Annotated in this window: 25 protein-coding genes and 1 tRNA gene; 6 read left to right on the top strand and 20 right to left on the bottom strand. The window is 63.4% G+C overall.

Annotation, left to right across the window (positions count from 1 at the left end):
* Positions 1-30: 30 nt before the first annotated feature.
* From AB1286_RS09490 to AB1286_RS09450, 9 genes are all read right to left on the bottom strand, one after another.
* Positions 31-1,014, bottom strand: coding sequence for a helix-turn-helix domain-containing protein (locus AB1286_RS09490; protein WP_430363037.1), 984 nt, complete (start codon positions 1,012-1,014; stop codon positions 31-33).
* Between the two features lie 592 nt (positions 1,015-1,606).
* Positions 1,607-2,617, bottom strand: coding sequence for an ATP-grasp fold amidoligase family protein (locus AB1286_RS09485; protein ID WP_430363036.1), 1,011 nt, complete (start codon positions 2,615-2,617; stop codon positions 1,607-1,609).
* A 309-nt stretch (positions 2,618-2,926) separates the two neighbouring features.
* Positions 2,927-3,529, bottom strand: a complete 603-nt coding sequence (pth, locus tag AB1286_RS09480) for an aminoacyl-tRNA hydrolase (RefSeq protein ID WP_430363035.1) — start codon at positions 3,527-3,529, stop codon at positions 2,927-2,929.
* Between the two features lie 132 nt (positions 3,530-3,661).
* Positions 3,662-4,270, bottom strand: coding sequence for a 50S ribosomal protein L25/general stress protein Ctc (locus AB1286_RS09475; RefSeq protein WP_102644983.1), 609 nt, complete (start codon positions 4,268-4,270; stop codon positions 3,662-3,664).
* Between the two features lie 180 nt (positions 4,271-4,450).
* Entirely contained in the window at positions 4,451-5,407 is a 957-nt protein-coding gene (locus AB1286_RS09470; RefSeq protein ID WP_430365026.1) for a ribose-phosphate pyrophosphokinase, read from the bottom strand.
* 39 nt (positions 5,408-5,446) lie between these two features.
* Positions 5,447-5,523, bottom strand: a tRNA-Gln gene (locus AB1286_RS09465).
* A 53-nt stretch (positions 5,524-5,576) separates the two neighbouring features.
* Positions 5,577-6,458 (bottom strand): 4-(cytidine 5'-diphospho)-2-C-methyl-D-erythritol kinase, encoded by an 882-nt coding sequence (gene ispE / locus AB1286_RS09460; protein ID WP_430363034.1) that lies wholly within the window; start codon positions 6,456-6,458, stop codon positions 5,577-5,579.
* 68 nt (positions 6,459-6,526) lie between these two features.
* The gene (gene lolB / locus AB1286_RS09455; RefSeq protein WP_430363033.1) at positions 6,527-7,162 is read right to left on the bottom strand and encodes a lipoprotein insertase outer membrane protein LolB; all 636 of its coding nucleotides are present in this window, start codon (positions 7,160-7,162) and stop codon (positions 6,527-6,529) included.
* Positions 7,162-9,000 (bottom strand): tetratricopeptide repeat protein, encoded by a 1,839-nt coding sequence (locus tag AB1286_RS09450; RefSeq protein ID WP_430363032.1) that lies wholly within the window; start codon positions 8,998-9,000, stop codon positions 7,162-7,164. The genes lolB and AB1286_RS09450 overlap by 1 nt, the downstream gene beginning before the upstream one ends.
* A 99-nt stretch (positions 9,001-9,099) precedes the next feature.
* Here AB1286_RS09450 and mutM point away from each other — a divergent pair, with 99 nt between their 5' ends.
* Together mutM and mutY are read left to right on the top strand one after the other, a co-directional pair.
* Complete coding sequence (gene mutM / locus AB1286_RS09445; RefSeq protein WP_430363031.1) at positions 9,100-9,927, top strand: bifunctional DNA-formamidopyrimidine glycosylase/DNA-(apurinic or apyrimidinic site) lyase; 828 nt, start codon at positions 9,100-9,102, stop codon at positions 9,925-9,927.
* A gap of 8 nt (positions 9,928-9,935) precedes the next feature.
* Positions 9,936-11,045, top strand: coding sequence for an A/G-specific adenine glycosylase (gene mutY, locus AB1286_RS09440; protein ID WP_430363030.1), 1,110 nt, complete (start codon positions 9,936-9,938; stop codon positions 11,043-11,045).
* A gap of 29 nt (positions 11,046-11,074) precedes the next feature.
* Here the strand turns inward: mutY and AB1286_RS09435 are convergent, their stop codons facing one another.
* From AB1286_RS09435 to kdsD, 11 genes are all read right to left on the bottom strand, one after another.
* Complete coding sequence (locus tag AB1286_RS09435) at positions 11,075-11,710, bottom strand: LON peptidase substrate-binding domain-containing protein (RefSeq protein ID WP_430363029.1); 636 nt, start codon at positions 11,708-11,710, stop codon at positions 11,075-11,077.
* A gap of 91 nt (positions 11,711-11,801) precedes the next feature.
* Positions 11,802-12,701 carry an RNase adapter RapZ gene (gene rapZ, locus AB1286_RS09430; protein WP_430365025.1) on the bottom strand — a complete coding sequence of 300 codons (900 nt, stop codon included), beginning with the start codon at positions 12,699-12,701 and terminating at the stop codon, positions 11,802-11,804.
* 108 nt (positions 12,702-12,809) lie between these two features.
* The gene (gene hprK, locus AB1286_RS09425; RefSeq protein WP_430363028.1) at positions 12,810-13,778 is read right to left on the bottom strand and encodes an HPr(Ser) kinase/phosphatase; all 969 of its coding nucleotides are present in this window, start codon (positions 13,776-13,778) and stop codon (positions 12,810-12,812) included.
* 136 nt (positions 13,779-13,914) lie between these two features.
* The gene (locus tag AB1286_RS09420; RefSeq protein ID WP_430363027.1) at positions 13,915-14,370 is read right to left on the bottom strand and encodes a PTS sugar transporter subunit IIA; all 456 of its coding nucleotides are present in this window, start codon (positions 14,368-14,370) and stop codon (positions 13,915-13,917) included.
* 270 nt (positions 14,371-14,640) lie between these two features.
* Entirely contained in the window at positions 14,641-14,997 is a 357-nt protein-coding gene (hpf, locus tag AB1286_RS09415) for a ribosome hibernation-promoting factor, HPF/YfiA family (protein WP_430363026.1), read from the bottom strand.
* Between the two features lie 171 nt (positions 14,998-15,168).
* Complete coding sequence (locus AB1286_RS09410) at positions 15,169-16,674, bottom strand: RNA polymerase factor sigma-54 (protein WP_430363025.1); 1,506 nt, start codon at positions 16,672-16,674, stop codon at positions 15,169-15,171.
* 139 nt (positions 16,675-16,813) lie between these two features.
* Positions 16,814-17,590 carry an LPS export ABC transporter ATP-binding protein gene (gene lptB / locus AB1286_RS09405; protein ID WP_430365024.1) on the bottom strand — a complete coding sequence of 259 codons (777 nt, stop codon included), beginning with the start codon at positions 17,588-17,590 and terminating at the stop codon, positions 16,814-16,816.
* 23 nt (positions 17,591-17,613) lie between these two features.
* Entirely contained in the window at positions 17,614-18,273 is a 660-nt protein-coding gene (gene lptA, locus AB1286_RS09400) for a lipopolysaccharide transport periplasmic protein LptA (protein WP_430363024.1), read from the bottom strand.
* 30 nt (positions 18,274-18,303) lie between these two features.
* The gene (gene lptC, locus AB1286_RS09395) at positions 18,304-18,918 is read right to left on the bottom strand and encodes an LPS export ABC transporter periplasmic protein LptC (RefSeq protein ID WP_430363023.1); all 615 of its coding nucleotides are present in this window, start codon (positions 18,916-18,918) and stop codon (positions 18,304-18,306) included.
* Entirely contained in the window at positions 18,915-19,460 is a 546-nt protein-coding gene (locus AB1286_RS09390) for a KdsC family phosphatase (RefSeq protein WP_430363022.1), read from the bottom strand. Before AB1286_RS09390 ends, lptC begins: the two co-directional genes overlap by 4 nt.
* Positions 19,460-20,443, bottom strand: coding sequence for an arabinose 5-phosphate isomerase KdsD (gene kdsD, locus AB1286_RS09385; RefSeq protein ID WP_430363021.1), 984 nt, complete (start codon positions 20,441-20,443; stop codon positions 19,460-19,462). Before kdsD ends, AB1286_RS09390 begins: the two co-directional genes overlap by 1 nt.
* A 141-nt stretch (positions 20,444-20,584) precedes the next feature.
* On the opposite strand from kdsD, the gene AB1286_RS09380 reads away from it, so the two are divergent.
* The 4 genes from AB1286_RS09380 (at position 20,585) to AB1286_RS09365 (ending at position 24,824) form a co-directional block, all read left to right on the top strand.
* Positions 20,585-22,588: a cation:proton antiporter gene (locus tag AB1286_RS09380; RefSeq protein ID WP_430363020.1), complete on the top strand. Its 2,004-nt coding sequence runs from the start codon at positions 20,585-20,587 to the stop codon at positions 22,586-22,588.
* Between the two features lie 74 nt (positions 22,589-22,662).
* Complete coding sequence (locus tag AB1286_RS09375; protein WP_430363019.1) at positions 22,663-23,229, top strand: adenine phosphoribosyltransferase; 567 nt, start codon at positions 22,663-22,665, stop codon at positions 23,227-23,229.
* Between the two features lie 91 nt (positions 23,230-23,320).
* A complete protein-coding gene (locus AB1286_RS09370; RefSeq protein ID WP_430363018.1) occupies positions 23,321-23,935 on the top strand; it encodes a LysE family translocator in 615 nt (204 codons plus the stop codon).
* 34 nt (positions 23,936-23,969) lie between these two features.
* A complete protein-coding gene (locus AB1286_RS09365) occupies positions 23,970-24,824 on the top strand; it encodes a DUF4743 domain-containing protein (RefSeq protein WP_430363017.1) in 855 nt (284 codons plus the stop codon).
* Positions 24,825-24,864: the final 40 nt, after the last annotated feature.

Genomic DNA, 24,864 nt, shown 5'->3' with positions numbered 1-24,864 from the left:
GCGGCGTGTGGGATGGTCTTGTGGTTTATTTCAGGGTGGCATGCGGCTGCGCGACCGGTATTCGGTCGGCGAGATGCGCAGCGTCTTACGGAAGATCTTGCCCAGCCGATCGCCGTTGCCGATACCGCAACGGCGCGCGATCTTTTCGACGGGCAAGTCGGTCTCGGTCAGCATTCGGCACACGAGATCGAGGCGGGCCCGCAGCAGGAATTCGGACGGCGTGACCCCGAGTTGAAGCTTGAAGTGCCGCGAGAAGCTGCGGCTGCTCATCATCGCCACCTGCACGCCGTCGGCGACGGTGATCGGCCGCGTGCAGTTTTCGTCGAGCCACAGCGCGGAGGCCCGCACTTTTTCCTCGATGGTCTTATGACCGATGTCGCGCAAGAGCAGATCGACTTTCGCCTTGGCGCTCGGTAGCACGCGTTCGCTGATTTGATGTGCGACGTCGTTGCCGAGATCGCGTTTGACGAGGCTGAGCGCACTACGGACCGCGTCGGCCCCGTTATCGACGATACAGGTTTCCTGCGGTTTTTCGGCGGCGGGCATCGCCCAGCCGTTGCGCGAGCCGATGACGTCGCCATGGCTTCGGCGGCTGCCGCCGGCCAGCAACTGCGCATACAAGCCGGAGTCCAAGGCGCGTCCGGCGAGCAGGAACAACGCGTCGAAGCGGTTGCGTTGCTCGAACTGAAAGCATTCGGTCAACATGCGCGCCGAGGACGCCGATTGCAGCGTGCCGCCGAGCGGCGAGAGCATTCTCACGTCGTAGGTCACGCCGCTCATGTCGTGCAGCGAATGCGCGAGCGTATGTTCGTTCGCGAGTTGGAAGACCTCGGTGATTGCGCCGACGCGAAGCAGCGAAAAGCCCTCGGACAGCACGATGCCGATCCGGCGCGTCGTCGGGTGCGCGGCCGGCGCGACGAGTGAGGGATGAATGTCGGCGCGGCCTCTTCGCTCATGGCTTAGCGCGTTGACGCCCACATGCAATACGTTATTGACTTCGCTGACAGGCGTCATAGCGTCACCCTCGAACATTGGATCATGGAGCGCGGTTGGTTTTTATTGGCCTTCCTTTCCTACGTCGGACGCAGGATAACTGAGTAGAAAGATGGTTAATACCGTTTGACCGAAAAAGCCGCCCAATTGGCCAAATTATCCACGAGACAATGGCTGCGCGTCGGTTTTGTCGCAGTGACGAATAAACTATCGGAATGGGAAGCGAATGAGCGTGAGGAATCCCGCCGACCGGAAAATCAAACGTTTTGACGCCACGCCGCGGGCCGTTCGGTCAGGATTACCGCGGTTTTCGGGCTGCGCCGCCTCTACCAACGATCTCAAGTCCGCTATTGTCTTTTTCTCGGAAATTATTGCGGATTCATTAATGAGGTGCCTCCCTACGGAGGTTCGCAAAACCAAACAAGCGGAATCTTTTTTCGCATTCCCTTGTCGCATTTGTATTGCTTTGCACAACGACTCGCATTGGTTAATTGGCAAATGAGTCCGGAAAAGTGGCCGATAAGTCTGGGTCATTGAATTTCGATACCCCGGTTATGCGCTTCGCATCGTTTTCACCCCGACTAATCCGCCAAAAGAGGTGAAGCGCAGCCGCTTAAGTCTTCGCCGGCTCCATCCGTCTCAGCAGCTCGCCCCATTCGTAGTCGATCCGATCGGGGTGAAACGGAAACACGCCCGCGCCGGGCGTAAACGTCAGTTCCCCGAAGTAGATCCGTCCCGCGATGTTGTAAAGGTCGACGCGGACGTAGCCAAGGCCGTCGGCCAGGCGCGTGGCGACATCGATGATTTCTTGCCAGTTCTCCGGCTGGGGCACATCGCCCGCGCTGCGCGGGAAGTGGCCGAGCGACAAGTCGACGCGATTCCACTTCGCGTCGAAGACATCGCCGCGCAGGTTGCCGAACCGGTCGGCCACGATGCCCGTGAGGATGATCGGACCGTCCGGCCCTTTGCCGAACATGTTCATCTTGACGTCGGCGGGCACTAGGCCGTCGGCTTCCAGCAGCAGCGTTTCGAAATATAGGCGCGGCTTGATCGCGCGGTAGTGGCGCTCTCGTGCCTCGCAGTAGTAGTTCGTCGCAAGCCAACGATCGGCCAGGCAGCGCAGCGCCTCATAGGACGTTTTCGACTTGTCGCGCACGATTTCGACGAACCCGCAGCCGTGATTGGCCTTCATGACGAACGAGGCGGGCAGGGCGTCGAAGACGGCGCGGGTGAACGTTTCGGGGACAGCGATGAGCGGCACGAGGTACTGCTCGCCCACTTTGCTCTTGGCATATTCGCGCACGGCGAGCTTATCCGCGAGCGTCGTCCAATGCGGCTCGGGATGGAGACAGCGGCGCAAAATGTAGTCGTTATAGGTAACCGGCTTGCGCAGGTTTGGGAAACGGCCGACCCGGCGGCGGTGACTGACCCATAGAAACAGCGCGTCGGGTCCGAGACATCGGAGTCGACGCCGCGCCGCACGGGCGAGCGAACTCACGACGGCGCCCACCGATCGAATGCCCGCTAAGCGATCGCGCGTATTGCGCGTGAATGCCTGCAAAACACCCACAGCAGCCCGTACCGCTCCAGGCGGCCGTGCGAGTTTGTCAGCTTGCATCGTCATCAGATCGCCCCGTCGTGAAATGCGTACTCGGACTTAGTCCTGTAACGAGCGGAACTAGCCTGCCCGTGGCGCGTTTATCGCGAAAGGCAGAGCGTTGCGGTCTCTTCGCTCGTCGAACTTCCAGCCAATTGTGTGTCCTGCTTAATGTTTCTCATCGGAACATACCCTTCAATAGCCCTGCAATACCGGGGCTCAAAACGTCGAAGTGTTGGCGAGTTTCGATGACGCTTGGCGAAGCGCGACGGGACGGGCGGGGAAAGGGGAGTGGAGGCGGCCGCCAAGTGCTTGGCGGCCAGGGGAGGGTGTGCGTCAGCCCGCGCTATGAAGCTGCATCATTGCGCGTTCGGGCGCGCCTTTGACGACGTGGGGCATGACGGCAAGCGCGCGTTCGATCGCCGCGTCGATGACGTCTTGTTCTTCCTTGCGAGGCGGCTTGAGTACGAAGTTGGCCACATCGGGCTTGGCGCCCGCGCGGGCGCTTTCGGGGATGAGATCGCGCGGATGGCCGATGCCGATCCGTAGCCGCCAGTACTGCTGCGACGACAAATGCGCCGAGATGTCCTTGAGCCCGTTATGTCCGCCGCTGCCTCCGCCGAGCTTGAGCTTCACGGCACCGGGCGGCAAATCGAGTTCATCGTGCGCGACGAGGATTTCGTCGGGCAAGATCTTGAAGAAGTGCGCGAGGGCGACGACCGATTGCCCCGAACGGTTCATAAACGTCTGCGGCTCGAGCAGATGCACTTCCTCGCCGTGCAGGCGAGCTTTCGCGTAAAAACCGTGGAAGCGCCGCTCGTCGCGTAAGGTGGCGCCCGCTTCGCGTGCGAGCTGATCGACGAGCCAAAAGCCGGCGTTGTGCCGGGTGGCCGCATATTCCGCGCCCGGATTTCCGAGCCCGACGATGAGCTTGATCATGCTGTGATACCGGCGAGCCGGCCCGTGAACGAAAGGTGAGAGGGGGCGAAAAAAAACCCGCCGGGCAAGCCGCGGCGGGTCACGTCGTCCGTTCCAACGAAACGGATCGAGAGGATAGGCGCGAAAAACGCCTTAAGCGGCGGGCGTTTCGCCTTCCGCTGCGGCTTCAGCCGCTGCACCAGCCGGCACGGCAGCAGCCGCGACAACCGGGTTTTCGCTTTCGATGTGCGCGACGAGCGAAACGCCCTTCGGCAGCGTGATGTCCTTCGCGTGCAGCGATTGACCGGCTTCGATCTTAGCGAGGTCGAGTTCGACGAATTCCGGCAGGTCGCCCGGCAGGCATTCGATTTCGACTTCGGTCACGACGTGCGAGATGATCGCGCCGCCGGTCTTCACGGCCGGGTTCGTTTCTTGGTTCATGAAGTGCACGGGCACCTTCGTGTGCAGCTTCTTGTTCGGGTCGACACGTTGGAAATCGACGTGCAGAACGAGCTGACGGAACGGGTGGTATTGCACGTCGCGCAGCAGAACGCGTTGCGATTGGCCGGCCACTTCGAGATCGAGGATCGACGAGTGGAAGGCTTCCTTCTTCAGTGCGTGCCACAGGGCGTTGTGATCGAGTTCGATCAGTTGCGGTTCCGCCGTTGCGCCATACACGATCCCCGGCGTCTTGCCGGAGTTGCGCAGGCGGCGGCTCGCACCCGTACCTTGCTTGCTACGCTCGAAAGCGACGACTTTCATGTTCTATCTCCATAGCTGCCCGCGACCAGGCAGTGAAACGGAGCCTTCGTGCTCGCGGACAACCGCCGCGGGCCGGGTCCGGCTCCAGACGAAAACGGCGCGTTTCGGTCACCGAATCGCGCCAAAGTACCGAAGCCGCTCAGTTGCACAGCGACTTCGGGCGATACGTAATGCTTTTCTTCAGCTTTCGGCAAACAGCGACATCACCGAATCGCCGCGACGAATGCGCGAGAACGTTTCGGCGAGCAGGCCTGCGCACGACAGCGAGCGGATCTTCGCACAAACGCGTGCTTCGTCGCTCAGCGGAATCGTATCCGTCACGACGAGTTCGTCGAGCGACGAGTTCGTGATGCGTTCGCTCGCGCCGCCCGAGAGCACCGGGTGCGTCGCGTAGGCGACGACTTGCTTCGCGCCGCGCTCTTTGAGCACTTGTGCGGCTTTGCACAGCGTGCCGGCGGTGTCGACCATGTCGTCCATGATGACGCAGGTCCGTCCTTCGACTTCACCGATGATGTTCATCACTTCGGCGACGTTTGCCTTGGGACGGCGCTTGTCGATGATGGCCAGATCGCAGTTCAGTTGCTTTGCGAGCGCGCGGGCGCGCACGACGCCGCCGACATCGGGCGACACGACGAGCAGGTTCTCGTAGCTCTGCTTGCGCAGATCGCCGAGTAGCACGGGCGTGGCGTAGATGTTGTCGACGGGAATGTCGAAGAAGCCTTGAATCTGGTCGGCGTGCAGATCCATCGTGATGATCCGCTCGACGCCGGCGATTTCCAGCATGTTGGCGACGATCTTGGCCGAGATCGCGACGCGCGCCGAACGCGGGCGGCGATCTTGCCGAGCATAGCCGAAGTAGGGGATGGCTGCCGTGATCCGACCTGCCGACGCGCGCTTGAGCGCATCGACCATGATCATCAGTTCCATCAGGTTGTCGTTCGTCGGTGCGCAGGTCGATTGGAGGACGAAGACGTCCTTACCGCGCACGTTTTCCTGGATCTCGACTTGGATCTCGCCGTCGGAAAAACGGCTGACCATTGCTTTGCCGAGGGGGATGCCGAGGATTTTGACGACTTCCTGTGCAAGCGCAGGATTTGCGTTGCCAGTAAAAACCATCAGGCCGTCATGGCTGCTCATCATGCACCTGCTGCTGGAGGCGGGAACTGCGGGAATGTTTGGCAGGGGAGGAAGGACTCGAACCCTCGCATGCCGGAATCAAAATCCGGTGCCTTGACCAACTTGGCGACTCCCCTACACTGACTCTGAGCTTCGTCGGACCTGCGGGACAGCCCCGACGACGCAAAACCTATGACGCGAAAGCGAAGAGTGGATGCGTATCCAAACTCGATGCCACGGCGCTGATCCAATCTGCTGGCAGCTTGGCTTGCGCCGCTTCCGCTTCGGCGATGCTCCGGAACGCGGCAAAAACACTCGCGCCCGATCCGGTCATCCGTGCCGGTGCAATGGTTTCAAACCATTCAAGCACCTGCTCGACTTCCGCGTATTTTCCCACGACAACTGGCTGCATGTCATTCCGGCCGTAACTTTCAGGCCATCTTGCGTTGCAGCTTTGCTGTGCAAGAAAGTCCGTAATTGTGACGGCTTCCGAATCTCTTGTCAACGACTTATCGGAAAAAATCGCTGCGGTCGGAACATGCGCCTTCGGGGTGACCACCAGAAAGTAGCGCGGCGGCAATTGTACAGCTTCGAGCGCTTCTCCGACACCCTGTGCGAACGCATTTTTGCCGAAAACGAAGAAAGGCACGTCGGCGCCTAGTTGCAATGCCAAAGATTGCAGCACGTCGCGGGCCAGCTCGAGCTTCCAGAGCCGATTGAGCGCCAAGAGGGTCGTGGCGGCATCGGAGCTGCCGCCGCCGAGGCCCGCGCCCATCGGCAAGCGCTTCTCGATCTCGATGTCCACGCCGAGCGGCGAGCCCGTGTGCGCCTTGAGCAGCATGGCGGCGCGCACGACCAAATCGCTCTCCTCGGGCACGCCCGGCACTTCGGTCTTGCGGTGGACGCGCCCGTCTTCGCGCAGCGTGAAATGCAGCACATCGCCCCAATCGATCAACTGGAACACGGTCTGCAACGCATGATATCCGTCGGGCCGCCGGCCCGTGATGTGCAAGAACAGATTGAGCTTGGCGGGCGCCGCGCAGTCGCGCAGCGAGTGGGACGTTTCGATCATTTGTGGTGCGGCGTGAGGCTAGAGCAAAGCATGAACGGACAGAGCGGGCAAGGCGGCGGCCCGCCCGCTCAGCGATCCAAGACGAGCTTGATGTCGAGCGGCGGGTCTTGGCGCGTGAGATCAAGGCGCTTGACGCCCGTCGCGGGGGCATCGGCATAGGCGATGTAGTCGATCGTCCAGCCTTCCTGGTCGATTTCCTTCAAGCGCGAACTCTGATTCGGATCGACGACGGTCTTCGCATGCGAACTCGGCGCGGGCGACGACTCGAGCCAATAGCGCAACCCCTCGATCGGCAAGGCGAATCCCAGCGCGCGCTGCATCAGATCGCTCACGTTGTCGGCCGTCACCGGCTGACGGTTCGGAACTTCGAGCGTGGCCGATCCCGACGACGACGTGACGATGGCGAGGGTCTGCCCGAACGGATTGAGCAGTTGCAGCGTGACCGTGTCGCCCTGTTGCTCCCAGTCGAAGTTGCCGTAGGCGTTGCGCGGCTGCCCGTTCTGGTCGAGATAGCGGACGGAGAACCGGCCGCGATACGCATGCATGGTCTGCGTCGACAGCTCGGGTGTCGTATTCGAGGTCGAGGGTCCGTGCGTCGGCGTGGCGGCGCACCCGGCCAGGGCGACGGCGAAAGCGGCCGCAGCCGAGCGCGCGGCGCGGCGCACGCACACGCCGTCGAGAGTGAGAAAAGACAAAACCGGCATCACAGATCGTTGACGTTCACTTGGAAGCGTTCGAGCGTTTTGACGAGCGTGTCGTTGTTGGGCTCGAGCCTATGCGCGCGCCGCCATGCGTCGAGCGCTTGCTTTTGATCGCCGCTCTTCCATAGCACTTCGCCGAGGTGCGCGCCGATCTCCGCATTCGGCTGGATCTCGAAAGCGTGTTTGAGCAACTTGGCGGCATCGGCCGTATCGCCTTGGCGATACTTGACCCAACCAAGGCTGTCCATGATGAACGCATCGTTTGGTGCAAGCGCCGACGCCTTTTCGATCAGCTTGTCGGCCTCATCCAAGCGCTGGTTGCGATCGGCCAGCGAATAGCCGAGCGCGTTGTAGGCCTGGGGACTGTCGGGCTGCTCCTGCATGACCTTGCGCAGCACGCTTTCCATCAAGTCGTAATGGCCGTTCTTCTCCGCGGCCATCGCGTAGTCGTACTGGATTTCCGGGTCGTTGGGGGAGACATCGTTCGCCTCCTGCAAGCGCGCCTCGGCCTCGCGATAGTGTTTCGCATCGAACAAGATGGCCGCATCCGTGCGCGCGATGACCCCCTGTTCGCGCGGGTCGTCCGTTTGGATCGCGGCCAGCATCTTGCGGGCATCGTCGATCTTGCCTTTTTGCGCCAGCATCTGCGCGCGCGTGACGCGTGCGGTGACGTACTGCTGGCTCGCGGCGGGCACCTTGTCGAGCCATTTGGCCGCATCGTCGTCGTGCTTTTGCTCGAGCGCCAGTTGCGCCAAATATAAGTACGCCTGGCCAGGATCGGCCCCGGGCGCCTTCTCGGCCAGATCGGCGTATTGCGCCAGATATTTCTGGGCCGCGTCGTATTGCTTTTGTTGGATCTTGATGAGCCCGAGCGCAAGCAACGGCATCGGGTCGTTCGCATCCATCGAGCGCAGCGTTTCGAATTGCTTTTGCGCGTCGTCGAGCCGGTCGGCCGACAAATACAGCTGCGCGAGCGCAAGCCGCGCGTTACGCTCCTTCGGGTGCTGCTTCACATACGACTCGATCGACGCAATCGCTTCCTTGCGTTCGTCGCTGCCCATCTGACCGAGCGCGAGCGCGGCCGGCAGGAAATCGGGCTTGATGTTCAACGCTTGCTCGAACGAAGCGCGGGCACTGGGGCGATCGTCGGCCAGCAGTTGCTGCCTGCCGATCGCAAGATGCGCCTCGGGGCGGTTCAGGTCGTTTTTCAGCAGGTTCTGCAAGACTTGCACGCCGCCTACGCGGTTCGGACCGCGCGCGATCAACGTTTGCAGGGCCAGCAGCGCGTCGCCTCGATTGTCGGCCGGCACTTTCGCCAGTTCGCCGGCGAGCAGCGGCTCGGCCTGATCGGGCTTGCCCGACAAGACGAGCAGCGAGGCATCGACCTGGACGGCTCGCTCGGAGCTGGGCGCGTACTCGTGCCAGAGCTGCGCGGCCGCCAGCGCGTCCGATGGGCTTTGGGCCTGCACCGCGATTTCCGTTGCGCGTTCCGCCATCCGCGGATCGTGCGTATCGCGTGCGAGCGCGAGATAAGTTTGATAGGCCGGCGCGGGCTCATTGCGTTGCAACGCGATTTCCGCCGCCAGCACTTGGAATACGACTTGACTCGTCAGCGGGACGTCCGGCAAATCCTTCGTTTCTTCCGGCAGCGAGGCCCCGAATCCGTCCGTCGCGGTTGAGCCGCCGTCATCCGAGGTGGACGGGTCCTGAGCATGCGCGGGCAGCGCGGCCAACGTCCAGGCGCAGAGCGCGGCCGCGACGAGTCGGCCCGCCGGCGCGATGCGCCATGCGGGGCGGGCGCCGACCGGGCGCGAGAAGAGCTGCTTGAGGGACAAAATCATGGAGATCCGTTCGAGGTTTCGGTCGATTGTAACGCGCTCGCTACAATACACGCAGAATTGGACCATGCAAGTTACACACCTATTTCAGTCCCTTTAGACATGCCCGAGTTGCCAGAAGTTGAAGTTACCCGGCGCGGCATCGAGCCGTACGTCACCGGCCGCCTCGTCGAGCGGGTCGACGTGCGCACGCCCGCGTTGCGGTGGCCGGTGCCCGCCGATCTCGCGAGCACGCTCGCGCGGCAAGCGGTCCGTCGGGTCGAGCGGCGCGGCAAATATCTGCTGTTCGAAATCGACTCCGGCTGGTTCATCGTCCATCTGGGTATGACCGGGACGCTGCGCGTGCTGCGTCACGAGCAGGCCGGCGAACCGGCCAAACACGATCATATCGATTGGATCTTCGACGAATTCGTGCTGCGCTATCGCGATCCGCGCCGTTTCGGTGCCGTACTGTGGCATGCGCGGGCCGATGGCGACGTGAACACCCATCCATTGCTCGCCAACCTCGGTGTCGAGCCGTTCAGCGACGCGTTTAGCGGCGAGCTGATTTTTCGGCGCACGCGCGGGCGCACGGCCTCGATCAAGCAACTGCTCCTCGCCGGCGAGATCGTCGTCGGCGTCGGCAACATCTATGCGTCCGAAAGTCTGTTCCGGGCCGGCATCCGGCCGACCACTGCTGCTGGCCGCGTGTCGCTCGCGCGCTGCGAGCGGCTGGCCGATGCCGTGCGCGTGACGCTGGCCGCGGCCATCGAGCGCGGCGGCAGCACCTTGCGAGACTTCGTAGGCAGCGACGGCTCGAGCGGCTATTTCCAGCTCGAGTGCTTTGTCTACGATCGCGCGGGCGAGCCGTGCCGCGTCTGCGCCAAGCCGATTCGTCAGATCGTCCAAGGGCAACGTTCCACCTATTACTGCGCGCACTGTCAGCGCTGAGTCATCAAGTGTACCTATCCGCTTCTCCGATTCCCGCGGGCGAACCCGAGACCCCGCTTCAAGCCGCTTTCGCCGCGCGGCTCATCGCGTGGCAGCGCCGCCACGGCCGCCACGATTTGCCCTGGCAGAACACGCGCGATCCGTATCGCATCTGGCTGTCCGAAATCATGCTCCAGCAAACGCAGGTTTCGACCGTCATCCCCTATTACGAAAGATTTCTCGCGCGGTTTCCCGACGTCGCGTCGCTCGCCGCCGCCCCGCTCGACGAGGTCATGGCGTTGTGGGCCGGGCTCGGCTATTACTCCCGCGCGCGAAACCTGCATCGATGCGCGCAAGCCGTCGTCGAACGGCACGGGGGCGCGTTTCCGAGCACGCCCGAGGAATTGGCCGATTTGCCGGGCATCGGCCGCTCGACCGCGGCGGCGATCGCCTCGTTCGCGTTCGGCGTGCGAGCGACGATTCTGGACGGCAACGTCAAGCGCGTACTGGCGCGCGTGTTCGGGATCGAGGGTTTTCCGGGCGAAAAGCGCGTCGAAAATGCGATGTGGTTGCTCGCCGAGCGCGTGATGCCGGATGGGAAGGCAACGAACGACGAGTTGAGCGCCTATACGCAAGGGTTGATGGACCTCGGCGCGACGCTATGTGTGCGCGGCAAGCCCGATTGCGCACGCTGTCCGTTCGAGGCCGATTGCGTCGCGCGCTTGAGCGGTCGGCAACGCGAACTGCCGGGTGCGCGGCCGAAGAAGACCGTGCCGACGAGACGCACGTGGATGCTCGTGCTGCGCGACGGCGCCAGTGTGCTGCTCGAGCGGCGGCCGCCTTGGGGTATCTGGGGCGGATTGTGGAGTTTGCCGGAGGCCGCCGACGAAGTTTCTCTCGCCGAGCGGGCCGGGCGATTGGGCGCGCACCCGAGCCTCACGCGATTGGCACCGATCGCCCATACCTTCACGCATTTCAAGCTCGACATCGAACCGCGCTGCGCCGAATTGGAAGCGGCGCGCCCGGCCGACGCGAACGACGACGAGACGGCGTGGGTGCCGCTCGCGCAAATCGACGAGTACGGCGTGCCCGCGCCGGTGCGCAAACTGCTCGATGCCCTCAAGGGACCGTTGCTGTAAGGCCGCTCGCGTGGCCTTACGTTCCTTCGTCAGAGCAATTGATGCTGTCGCATGTAGTGATGGACGGCATCGATCCGCTCGCCGGCGTCGATGAGCTCCATGAGCTTTTGCCGCGCTCGCAGCGGGATCTGCAAAATCTCGGCTAAGCGATTGGAGACCCAGCTCGGATCGTCGAAGCGGAACGGCTCCGCGAACGGCACGCTGTCGGCGTCGCGTTCGCGAATCGTCTCGATGATGCGTTCGAGCACTTCCGCGCAGGCGCCGAATTTCGCGACCGCGTCGGCGCCATCCAAGGCGGCATCCTCGGGCAACGGTTCGGCCATGCCGACGAGCAACCCACTTGCCTCCTTACGATGCGAGAGCAAGCGAAATCGCTGCATGCCGCGCGCGCGCACGAGCAGCATGCCGTGCTCGTCGACGTCGCAATGTTCGATACGGGCGAGCGTGCCGATCATTTCGGGCACGCACGGCACGTCGTCCTGAGCGACTTCGCCGCCGCTTTTCAGCAGACAAACGCCGAACGGCGAATCGTCGCGCAAGCAGGCGCGCGCCATATCGAGATAGCGCGCCTCGAAAATCTTCAACGGCAATAGCCCATCGGGAAACAGCACCGTGTGCAGGGGAAACAGCGGCAGCTCGGCGTAGACGGCGGGAATGGAGGACATGGCGCGCGCTTCGGATTGCCGCGTAGGCCGCGGCGGGTTGAGCCGCTAGTGACCTGGGTCGGGAGCGTTCATTGCCCGCAAAGCTCCCGGCTCATGCCACCAACCGTGACGATTCGTCGATGGAGACCGGCGCGTCGCGATGCCGAACGATCACGGTCGCCTCGCGTGCCAGGCGCGAGGCGAGTGTTTCGGCGATGAACACGGAGCGATGCTGCCCGCCCGTGCAGCCGATGGCGACGGTCAAATAGCTGCGGTTGTCTTCGCGAAACCGCGGCAGCCATTTCAAAACGAATGCGTGAATATCGTCGATCATTTCATGAACGATCGGCAAGGCGTCGAGGTAATCGATCACGGGCTGATCGCGGCCCGTGAGCGGACGTAGACGATGATCGTAGTAGGGGTTCGGCAGGGCGCGCACGTCGAAGACGAAATCGGCGTCGAGCGGCAGCCCTCGCTTGAATCCGAACGATTCGAACATCAGCATCAAGCCTTCGCGCTGCTCTTCGATGAAGCGCGTGACCCATGCGCGCAGCACGTTCGCGCGCAAGTTGCTCGTATCGATCTGGTGACCGAATTCCGCAAGCGGCGCGACGAGCTCGCGTTCGCGCTCGATCGCTTCTTCGAGCGAGGCCAGCAGCCCGACATCGGCGTCGTGCGCGGGCGAGCCCGAGAGCGGGTGACGCCGGCGCGTTTCCGAAAAACGCTGAATCAGCGATTGCGTGCTGGCATTGAGAAACAGCACTCGCACGTCGTGTTCGCTTGCCAAATCGCGGATGATGCCGGGCATGTCGTCGAGCGAGGCGCTCGAGCGCGCGTCGATCGCCACCGCCAGCCGTTCGTGCCCTTCGTCGTCGCTTGCCAAATATTGGGCAAGCGCGGGCAAAAAACGCGGCGGCAGATTGTCGACGCAGTAGTAGCCTGCGTCCGCCAGCGCGTTCAGCGCGACGGATTTGCCGGAGCCGGAAATGCCGGTGATTAGAACGATGCGCATGGGAAAGAACCAGTTCGTTTCATCATAGCACTTGCACTCGGGCTCGGTCGCGGCGGCCATGGGTGCTTCCGGGCCGCGGCGCGATGCGGCCCGGGCGGGTTGCATGTCTTACATGAGCTTGCCGGGCAACTGACTGTCGGGATCTTGCATTGCGATCCGTTGCCGATCCATGAAATCGCGCAACGTGTCGATACCGCGAAGCTGCAAAATCGTATTGCGTACGGCGGCTTCGACGAGCACGGCCAGGTTGCGGCCGGCCGCCACTTGAATCGTGACTTTGCTGATCGGCAATCCGAGCACGTCCACGGTCTGGCTTTCGAGCGGCAAGCGCTGAAATTCGCCGTCGGGCCGGCGCACGAGCTGCACGATCAGCTTGAGCTTCATTTTGCGGCGCACGGCCGTCTCGCCGAAGATCGTTTTGATGTCGAGCAGGCCCAGCCCGCGCACTTCGAGCAGATTCTGGAGCAGCGGGGGGCAGCGTCCCTCGACGAAGTCCGGCCCGAGCCGTACGAAGTCGACCGCATCGTCGGCCACGAGCCCGTGTCCACGGCTGATCAGCTCGAGCCCGAGTTCGCTCTTGCCGAGGCCCGAATCGCCCGTCAGCAAGACGCCCATGCCCAAAATATCGAGAAATACGCCGTGCAGCGTGGCGCGCGGCGCCAAGATGCGCGACATGTACAGGCGCAGGTTATCGATGACGGCGGCCGGCGACATCGTCGTCGTGAACAGCGGCGTGGACGAGCGCGTGCAGCGCAAGACGAGTTCCGGCGGCGCGGCGACGCCGCCCGCGACCACGAGAAACGGCGGCTCCAGCGCGATCAGTTCGGCCATGTGCCGAGAGCGATCCTCGTCCGATTGCCGTTGGTAGTAATTGACTTCCGCCTCGCCGAGCACTTGGATCCGGTTCGGGTGGATCAAATTCAAGTGGCCGACGAGGTCGGCGCTCGACGTCGCGTTCGCGACCGTCTCTGCGGAAAAGCCGCGCTCCCAGCCTTCGTGCCCCGTCAGCCAGCTCAATTTGAGCATGGAGGCGTTGTCGTCGAAAATGCTTTGGGCGTTAATGCTGGACGTATCCATGAATCCGTGGCTCCAGGTTGACCGCGACGCGCGCGGCGGCGACGTGCGCCGCCCTGCCCGCCAAGGCCGATGAACGACGCGCGAGGCGCGCCGTGCTTGCGAGCCGAACCAAGCCGTCAGGGCGCGGCAAGCAAGCTCAAGGGTGCCATTGGGTGAGCAGGCGATGCAACTCTTCGCGATTCGGTTCTGTGTGCAGGCGTTCGCGCGCTTCGCGGTCGGACAGCAATTGCGCGATTTCCGAGAGAATTTCCAGGTGCTGCTGCGTGGCCTGTTCCGGCACGAGCAGGAAAATCAATAGCGAGACGGGCTGCCCATCCGGCGCTTCGAACGGGATAGGCTGCTCCAGCCGGACGAACGCGGCCAGCGGCTGCTTGAGGCCCTTGATCCGCCCATGGGGGATCGCAACGCCCTCGCCGAGGGCTGTCGAGCCGAGCCGTTCGCGGGCGAAGAGGTTATCGGTGACTGCACTGCGGGCGATTCCGTTCTGGTTTTCGAAAATCAAGCCCGCTTGCTCGAATACACGCTTCTTGCTGGTAACGGAAAGGCCGAGGACGACGTTTTCGAGCGGTAGAAATTTGGCTAAACGATTCATGTTGGCAGGCTAACGCGTCGCCTCAAGCGCACCTCGGGCAACTGGCTGATTGTCGATTTTCGGCCGCGCGCGTCGGCTCGGTGGACCGACGTCGTCGGGCACTGCTACGGCCGGCTGCCCCTTCTATAACCGGCACATTATAGAACAGGGCCGCCGCATATGGTGCGCCGCGCCAGGCGAGGAAAGATTCCGTTCGCCCATGAAAAAGCCGCCCACGAGGGGGCGGCTCTTCACGCGGGGTGGGCGACCTTTGCGTCGGCCGCGGCGCAACTACTGCGCTTGCTCGCCTACGGGCGGCACATCTTGATGTTTGATCGCCTCATGCTGATGTTCTTGGATGCGCCCTTTGTGGCGTACGACCTGACGGTCCAGCCGGTCGACCATGAGATCGATCGCCGCGTACAGATCGCCGTTGGCGCTTTCGATAAAGATATCCTTGCCCTTTAAGTGAAGATTGATTTCAACCTTCTGCCTCTTATCCTTTTCCTTATGGTTGTCGACCGAGAGGACCACATTGCCATCGATCACCTGATCGAAATGTCTTAGCACCTTGTCGAGCTTGGTGATCACGTATTCTCGCAACGCCGGCGTTACTTCGAGATGGTGTCCACTGATCTTCAGATTCATAGTGCTCTCCAAACAAATGGCTGCCTGGCACCATGGGTGCGGCTGCGCCGGTCGGGAGCGGCCCGCTCGAGTCATCACCCCGCGTGACTGACGAGCGGCGGGTCGTATCGGCCGGCCGATACCGCCGATGGCGTCAGGGCCGGGAAACGCTCTTCGCAAAACGCGAAGAGCCTAAAGAGACTTACGCAAGTTGACTGCGGGGATCTTGAGAGCTTCGCGGTACTTGGCAACCGTGCGGCGCGCCACCACGAATCCTTGTTCCGCCAGCAGTTCGGCTATGCGGCTGTCCGAAAGAGGCGATTTTGAGTCTTCGGCTCCTATCAGTTGCTTGATGAGCGCGCGAATGGCTGTCGACGACGCCGCGCCCCCCGTATCGGTCGACACATGCGAGCCGAAGAAGTACTTGAACTCGAGTGTCCCAAATGGGGTGAGCATGTACTTGCCCGTCGTCACGCGCGATACCGTCGATTCGTGCAAGCCCAGCGTATCAGCTATTTCCCGCAAAACCAAGGGGCGCATGGCGATTTCGCCATGCGCGAAGTAGTTGCGCTGCCGCTCGACGATGGCCTGCGCGACGCGCAGGATCGTCTCGAAGCGCTGCTGGATGTTCTTGATCAGCCAGCGCGCCTCCTGTAGTTGCTGGCGCAGCGAGCCGCTGCCCGGATCGCCACGGTTATTGCGCAGGATGTTCGCGTACAGATTGTTGATGCGCAAACGCGGGACCACCTCGGGGTTCAGTTCGGCCTGCCAGCCGCTAGAGGTCTTCCTCACGATGATGTCGGGCACGACGTAGTCGGCCTCCGCTTTGCCGTAGGCCGCGCCGGGAAAGGGCTCGAGCGAGCGGATCATCGCGTGAGCGTCGCGCAGCTCGTCGTCGTTTGCCTTCAACTGCTTGCGCAAGCGCGTGAAATCGCGCGCCGCAAGCAGTTCCAGATGATTGGCCGCGATCTCAAGCGAGAGTTTGCGTGTGGGCGACTCGGGCAGCCGCAGCAATTGCAGCCTGAGACATTCCGACGCGGAGCGCGCACCGACGCCGGCCGGATCGAAACTTTGGAGCAGCGCAAGCGCCGCGCCGAGTTCGTCGACGTCCACCTCGAGTTCTTCGGGTAAATCGGCCAAGACCTCGTCGAGCGACGCCGTCAGGTAGCCGTCGTCGTCCAGCGATTCGATCAGAAACGTGACGAGCGCACGGTCGCGCGGGCTCGCCTGCGTGACGCGCAGTTGCGCCATCAGATGATCGCGCAACGTAGTGGTCGATTCGTGAATCTGAAGCGGCGGCAGATCGTCGTCGTCGGACGCGCCGGACGAGCGGCCATAGTCGTCGAGATTCCACTGCGACGAATCGGCGCTGTCGGACCCGCTCGTCGTGCCGAATTCCTCGGGCCCCGCGCCGTCGCTCGACTCGCTGCGTTCGGCGTTTTCCGCGGGCGCGTTGCCGCTCATGGGCTCGGGGGCGGATGAGTTCGGGGCTTGGGCGATCACGCTGCCGTCGGCGGCGACCCGCAACGGGCTCGCGATCCATTCGTCTTCGGATTCGAGCAGCGGGTTTTGCGCGACGGCCGTCGCGACTTCCTGTTGCAACTCGAGCGTCGACAGCTGTAACAGTCGGATCGACTGTTGCAGTTGTGGGGTCAACGCAAGATGCTGCGATAGGCGGAGTTGGAGGCTGGCTTTCATGGCAATGTGTCTTTCATTGTAGAGACTTTGCCACGCGCCGGGAACCTCGCTGCGGCCCTTGATGGGCGGTCGCGGCGACGGCGTGCCGCAACCGCTTACGCCGATCGCGTAAAAATTGCCCTATACGGGGACCCGCGACTTACATGCGGAAGTGTTCGCCCAGATAGACGCGGCGGACGTTCTCGTTTTCGACGATTTCGTGGGGGGCGCCCGCCGCAAGGACGGAGCCGTCGCTGATGATGTACGCGTGATCGCAAATACCGAGCGTTTCGCGTACGTTGTGATCGGTGATCAGAACGCCGATATTGCGCTGCTTGAGGAATTTGACGATCTTCTGAATCTCGAGCACGGCGATCGGGTCGACGCCCGCGAACGGCTCGTCCAGTAGGATGAAGCTCGGATTCGTCGCGAGGGCGCGTGCGATTTCGACGCGCCGGCGCTCGCCGCCCGACAACGAAAGGGCCGGGTTTTCCCGCAGGTGCGAAACCTGTAGCTCGTCGAGCAGGGCGTCGGTCCGCGCTTCGATCACCGCTTTGGTGAGCCGTTTGCCGTTTTCGTCGCGCAGCAACTCGAGCACGGCGCGAATGTTTTCCTCGACCGTCAGCTTGCGAAACACCGACGCTTCTTGCGGCAGATACGACAGACCGAGCCCGGCACGCTTATGGATCGGCAACAGGCTGATCGATTTGCCGTCGAGTACGATCTCGCCGGCATCGAGCGGTACGAGGCCGACGATCATGTAGAACGACGTGGTCTTGCCGGCGCCGTTCGGGCCGAGCAAACCGACGACTTCGCCGCTCTTGACGTCCAGCGAGACGTCCTTGACGACGGTGCGCGAGCCGTAGCGCTTTTTCAGATTGCGCACGACGAGCGAACTCGATGCGCGGGCCGGCTCGCTCGTGCCCGCTTCGTTCACGATCGCCGTGGTGGATAACGTATTCACTGCGTTCCGGTTCCTTGAATCGTCGACGCGGGCGCGAGCTTGGCCGGGCCGCCGGTCAAGGGCGCCGGTGCGCCGTTGCGCGGCGATAGCATCGCGCGCACGCGGCCGGTCGGGTTGCCGGGCCCGGCAACGTCCTTGCCCGCGCGCGCCGTGTAGAAGTCGTTTTGTCCGTCGTACGTGACGACGCTGCCATGCACCTGATCCATCACCGTGGTGAGCCCTTGCAGGCGTCGCACCGTGGCGTTCGTGGTGAGGGTGGTCAAGTCCTTCTTGCCATCGTAGTCGATTCGCTCGGCGGTGCCTTCGACATATTCGTCGACGCCTTCGCGCTTCTGATGAAAATAGGCGAGATCCTTGCTGCCCGGGGCCATCGTGCCGGTCGCGTACTGATAGCCCTCCGGGTCTTGGCGCACGTCCACGCGATCGGCTTTGATCAGGATCGTGCCCTTTGTCGCGACCACGTGGCCCGTAAAGATCGTGACCTGCTTCAAATCGTCGTAGGTCATGTTGTCGGCGTCGATGTTCATCGGCTTGTCCTTGTCGGCCTGCTCGGCATGGGCCGCCGGCCCGAATGCGAGGCAGGTCACAAGGGCGAGCGCCGCCGCAAGGCCGAAGTGTGCCGGCCGGCGTACGCGAAGAGAGAGCGATTCGTTCATGCGGTCACGCTACGAAAGGATGGGACCCGATTACTTCGCGCCGGCGCCGGAATTTCCGGTGCCCGATGCGTCGGAAGCCGCGATGTTGCCCCGGACTTTGCCGAAAAGCTGCATCACGCGGGTGACATTGTTGTAGTTCATGGCATTTGCCGTCGCGATGGACAGGCCGCGCCGAAGTTTAACCGGGTTTTTCGACTCGATCACATCGTCGTTCACGAACACGCGAAAGTGAGACGAATCCGCCTGCATTTCAGGATCGCCCGCGCCCGCCGCGCGCACGATGCGAGCGTTATCGTACAAATCGACGATCGAGGCGTCGCCGTTGACCGTGCCGCGCTGACCCGTTGCCGTCACGATCGGCTTGCCCGGCTGGAATGCACGGATCGCGGGCAGCGTCAGATCGCTGTTCTCGTCGTCCTCGTAATGCACCATCTTGGTGGCCATCAACCGGTATTGCGTGGTGCCCGACTGATCGAGTTCGGAAACGGAGAAGTTATCGGCAAAATAATCGGGCGTGTGCGTCTTCGCGCTTTGCGTGTCGTCGGCCGCCGGCGGCCGAGTGGCTTGCAGCAGCCAATACGTGCCGCCCGCGAGCGCGGCCAGCGCGATCAAGGAGAAGAGCGACGTGAGGCGCGAGCTGTTCATGCGCCACTCGCCGCGCAGGCGGCCGCGAGCAGCGCTTCGTAGCGGTGCTGAGCCCGTAGGATCGCGTCGCACACTTCCCGCGCCGCACCTTGTCCGCCGCGAGCTTCCGAAACCCAATGCGCGCGGGCGATCACGTCGGGGTGTGCATTGGCCGGGGCCGCCGCGAACCCGCAGCGCGTGAGCACGCCGAGATCGGGCCAGTCGTCGCCCATGTAGCCGCATTGCTCGGCCGTGACCTGCGTCTCGCGCATCAATTGCGCAAAGGCGTCGACCTTGTTGGCGGCGCCCTGATAGATATGCGAGATGCCCAGTTCCTGCGCGCGTGCCAGTACGATGTCCGAGCGGCGGCCCGTGATGATCGCCGTCTGAATCCCGGCTTTGCCGAGCAGCTTCAGTCCATGGCCGTCCATCGAGTTGAACGACTTCATGTGGTCGCCCTGCGCCGTGAACATCAGGCTGCCGTCCGTCAACACGCCGTCGACGTCGAAAATCATCAGCTTGACGCGACTCGCGCGTTCGCTTGCCGTGAGAGCCGCGGCCATCAAATCACCTTCTTCGAGAACAGGTCGTGCATGTTCAGCGCACCGATGAGCAAGCCGTCGGCATCGACGACGAGTATTTGGTTGATGCGATGGCGTTCCATCGACTCGACCGCTTCGACCGCGAGATGATCGGGGCCGATCGTGCGCGGGGCGCGCGTCATGACGTCGGCGATCGGCAGATCGCGGAAGTCGCCTGTGCGCTCGAGTACGCGGCGCAGATCGCCGTCGGTGAAAATGCCCGCCACGCGGCCGCCTTCATCGACGATCGCCGTCATGCCCATGCGCTTGGCCGTCAGTTGAAACAGGGCATCGCGGACCGTCGCGCGCGCGTCGACCTTGGGCAGTTGATCGCCCGTGCGCATGACGTCGCGTACGTACGTGAGCAGCCGGCGCCCGAGCGCACCGCCCGGATGCGAGCGTGCGAAATCGTCCGCGCCGAAGCCCCGCGCGTCGAGCACGGCCATCGCGAGCGCGTCGCCGAGCGCGAGCGCGGCCGTCGTGCTCGCCGTGGGGGCGAGATCGAGCGGACATGCTTCCTTCGGCACGGCGGCGTTCAAGTGCACGTCCGACAGCTTGGCCAGCGTCGATTGCGGGCGCCCTGTCATCGCGATCAGCTTTGCGCCCAAGCGCTTGACGAGCGGCAAGATCGCGATGAGCTCTTCCGATTCGCCGGAATTCGAGAGGGCAATGAAGACGTCGTCTTGCGTCACCATGCCGAGATCGCCGTGGCTCGCTTCCGCGGGGTGCACGAAGAAGGCAGGCGTGCCGGTGCTGGCCAGAGTCGCGGCTAGCTTGCGGGCGATGTGGCCGGATTTGCCGATGCCGGATACGACGACTCGACCGCGGCAACTCAAAAGAAAGTCGACGGCTGCGACAAAGCGCTCGTCGACTTGGTCGCGAAGCCCGCGAACCGCGTCGGCTTCGATGTCGAGGACTTCCCGGGCGAGCGCCAATGCCCGGTCGCCATTGATTTTCGCTATCATTCGCCGGAGTATAGCAAAGGCGTTGTTCGCCGCGCCGGGCCGCCCTTGGGCCCCAGCCGCTTTCAGGCTCAAAACATCGAATGCGCGGCGCGCTTTGAGCGCGTGACGTGCGTTCCGCTGACGAACGAGGACGCTGAACCCGTGATTTCTCCGCTCGAGATGACGCTTTTCCTGCTGCTCGCGTCAGTGGTGGGCGTCGTGCTGTTCCGCTCGTTGAACTTGCCGCCGATGCTCGGTTATTTGACTGTGGGCATCGTCGTCGGGCCGCATGCGCTCGGCTTGGCCCCCGATTCGGAGCGGGCGCAGAACTTGGCCGAGTTCGGCGTCGTCTTCCTCATGTTCTCGATCGGGCTGGAGTTTTCGCTCGCCAAACTGCGTGCGATGCGCAGGCTCGTCTTCGGGCTCGGGCTGCTGCAAGTGATCGGCACCGTGGGCGTGGCCGTGCTCGTCGGCCTGCTGCTCGAACGCTGGGTGCACGTGAGCTGGCAAGGCAGCATCGCGCTGGGCGGCGCGCTCGCGATGTCCTCGACGGCGATCGTCAGCAAAATGCTCTCGGAGCGGCTCGAGATCGAAACGGAACACGGGCGCAACATCTTCGGCGTGCTGCTGTTCCAGGATCTGGCCGTCGTGCCGCTTTTGATCGTCATCGCCGCGCTGGGGGGGGAGACGCACGATCTGCCGATGACGCTCGGTATCGCGGCGCTCAAGATCGTGGTCGCGCTATCGCTGCTGCTATTCATGGGGCAGCGTTTCATGACGCGTTGGTTCAACGTCGTCGCGCGGCGGCGCTCGCAAGAGCTTTTCGTGCTCAATCTTCTGCTCGTCACGCTCGGCGCCGCGTTTATCACCGACAAATTCGGGCTCTCGCTCGCGCTCGGCGCGTTCATCGCCGGTATGCTGATCGCCGAGACGCCGTATCGTCACCAGGTGGAAGAGGACATCAAGCCGTTTCGCGACGTGCTGCTCGGCTTGTTCTTCGTGACGACCGGCATGCTGCTCGATCCGCGCGTGCTCATCGCCCATCCGCTGCTCGTGCTCGCTTTCCTGATTGCGCCGGTATTGCTGAAGATCGTCATGATCACCGGGCTCGCGCGCTTGTTCGGCGCGACGCCCGGGGTGGCCATGCGTACGGGTATCGGGCTTGCGCAAGCCGGCGAGTTCGGCTTCGTGCTGCTCAATCTGATTCTCGACAAGCACCTCGTGAGCGCCGCGATGTTGCAGGCGATTCTTGCGGCTATGCTGCTCTCGATGCTCGCCGCGCCGTTCATGATTCAGAATGCGGACCGCATCGTCTTGCGGCTGTCGTCGACGGAATGGATGCAGCAGTCGTTGCAGATGACGCGAATCGCGACCCAAAGCCTGCGGCAAAACGCGCACGTCATCATCTGCGGCTACGGCCGCGCCGGGCAAAACCTTGCGCGTATGCTCGAACACGAAGGGCTGCCCTACGTCGCGCTCGATTTGGATCCCGATCGCGTCAATGCGGCGGCCGCAGCCGGCGAATCGGTCGTCTTCGGCGACGCGGCGCGGCGCGAATCGCTCGTATCGGCGGGTATCCATCGCGCCGCGGCGGTGGCCGTGACCTACGCGAACACGCCCTCGGCGCTGCGCGTACTGCACCACGTCCATGAACTGGAGCCGGCGTTGCCCGTCATCGTGCGGACGGTCGACGACGCCGATTTGGAAAAACTGCTCGCGGCGGGCGCGGCGGAGGTCATTCCCGAGATCGTCGAGGGCAGCTTGATGCTCGCGTCGCATACGCTGGTCTTGATGGGCGTGCCCATGCGGCGCGTCGTGCGGCGCGTCGAGGAGCTGCGCGATGCGCGCTATAGCCTATTGCGCGGCTACTTCCACGGTGCCGACGATCCGGGCGACGACGACGGACACGACCAGGTGCGGCTACAATCGGTGGCTGTCGACGGCAATGCCGACGCCGTCGGCCGTAGCCTCGACGAACTCGGGCTGGCCTCGATGGGCGTGCAGGTTACGGCGATTCGGCGGCACGGGATTCGCGGCGTCGAACCCGGCCCGGAGACGAAGCTGCGCGAAGCCGACATCCTCGTCTTGCGCGGGCTGCCCGAAGCGCTGTCGTTGGCCGAGGAGCGGTTGCTGCGCAACCGCCGCGCCGGCGCTTCGGCCTCCTGAGACGGCGCGCCGTTCACCCGACTTACCTCTAACACCACTTGCTCGCCCCGGTGCGGGCGAACCCGGAGAATTTCATGTCCCATGCGCCCGCGGATGCGCCGTTCGATGCCGCCGCGTTCATCAAGAGCCAGATTCGTACGGTTCCCGATTGGCCGCTGCCCGGTGTGCAGTTTCGCGATATCACGCCGCTCTTGCAGCGGCCCAAGACCTTGCGCGTCTTGATCGATCTTTTCATCGAGCGCTATGTCGAAGCTAAGCTCGACTACGTAGCCGGGCTCGATGCCCGCGGCTTCATCATCGCGCCGATCGTCGCTTACGAGTTGAACATCGGCTTTATCCCGATCCGCAAGATCGGCAAGCTGCCGTACAAGACCGTCTCCGAATCCTATTCGCTCGAATACGGCACCGCCACCGTGGAGATCCATGAAGATGCGTGCGGCCCGGGCGAGCGTGTCGTCATCGTCGACGACTTGATCGCGACCGGCGGCACGATGATGGCGGGCAAGAAGCTGCTCGAGCGGCTCGGTGCCGTCGTGGTCGAAGGTGCGGCGATCGTCGACTTGCCCGATTTGGGCGGGTCGAAACTATTGCGCGAAAGCGGCCTGCCGCTTTATGCGGTCACGCAGTTCTCCGGTCACTGATTTCCCGGGGGGGGCGGTGCGCGCCGATGCCGTGCTGCTGTCGCGTAATTGCCGCCCGTCTTGCATGCTGGTCTTTTTCTGAGCGAAAACGATGCCGAATCTTCCGCTGTTCCTCGCCGCCTCGATCGCGGTCACGGCCGCGCCCGGCCCCGACAATTTGCAAGTGCTCGCGCGCGGCATCTCGCAGGGACGCGCTGCGGGCCTTGTGGCGGCGCTCGGTTTTGCCGCGGGCTTGACGTTTCACACGACGCTCGCGGCATTGGGCGTGGCGGCGCTGCTTCGCTCGTCGCCGCTGGCGTTCGAAATCGTCAAGATTGCCGGTGGCCTTTACCTGATCTGGATCGGCATCAAGGCCTTGACGAGTCGCGGGTTGGCCAGCGCGCACGACCGGCCGCCGCAGCCGCTCACGTCCGTATTTCGCCAAAGCGTGATCGGCAACATGATGAATCCGAAGGTGACGTTGTTTTTCGTCGTCTTCCTGCCGCAGTTCGTCGATCCGAGCGGCTCGCAGCGCGTGGGCGTGCAGATGGTCGAACTGGGCCTGATCTTCATGCTGCAAACGCTCGCGATCTTCTCGCTGTTCGGCGTCTTCGCGGGCACGCTCGGCGGGTGGCTCAAGCGTCGGCCGCGCGCCGGCGTGTGGCTGGACCGGCTGGCGGGGGCCACCTTCATCGCGCTCGGCTTGCGCGTCGCGCTGCGCGATTGAGCCGTCAAATCGTCACGATCGTTCGAGGAGCTTCATGAGTTTGACGTGCATCGCCCGTGCGCGCCGTTTCGAGCCGAGCGCGCACCGGCCTTTGTTCATGTCCGCCGAGCAGGTGGGCTGGATCCGCGAAAGCGACGTGCCGTTGCTCGCGCAATGGCCGGACGTGTTCGAGATCGATCCGGCCCGCATCGTGCTCGCCCCGCGTTTCGATATCGACGCGAATAGCCGCTCGGCCGCGCTGGCAACGGTGATCGGCGCGTTGGCGGGGCAGGGGCGTATCCGCGGATGGCGCGACGAGACCTATGCGATCCGAAACGCGTTCGACGGCGAACCGCTCGCCTTCATCGAGCGCGCGGCTGCGCGTTTTTTCGGCACGATGACTTACGCGGTGCATTTGAACGGCATCGTAAAATATGCCGATCGCGCGCCTGCGCTTTGGATCGCTCGCCGTAGCGAGACGAAGGCGACCGACCCGGGTATGCTCGATAACGTCGTGGCCGGCGGTATCGGCTGGGGGTTTTCGATCGAAGAGACGATCGTCAAGGAATGCTGGGAAGAAGCCGGCATCGAGGCGTCGCTCGCCGTGCAGGCAGTGCCGGGGCGCGTCGTGCACGTGCTGCAATCGCTGCCCGAGGGCACCCAGGCCGAACAGGTTTTCGTCTACGACTTGCCGCTGCCCGACGACTTTTCGCCGCGCAACCAGGACGGCGAAGTGGGGGAGCACCGGCTTGCGCGGATCGACGAAGTCGCGCGCTGGATCGAGGACGGTCAGATGACCGTCGACGCGAGCTTGGCGACGCTCGATTGCATGCTGCGCCATCGCTGGATCGACGACGACGCCTGCGCCGGCATCGAATCGCTTTTCGCCGCGCCGCCGGTGACGCTGTGAAGCGGCCCGGCGCGAATCAATCACAGGAGTTCAGAGGTCA

The sequence above is a fragment of the Trinickia sp. NRRL B-1857 genome (assembly GCF_050470685.1).
GTDB lineage: Bacteria > Pseudomonadota > Gammaproteobacteria > Burkholderiales > Burkholderiaceae > Trinickia.
This window is presented reverse-complemented; position numbering and strand designations above follow the sequence as displayed.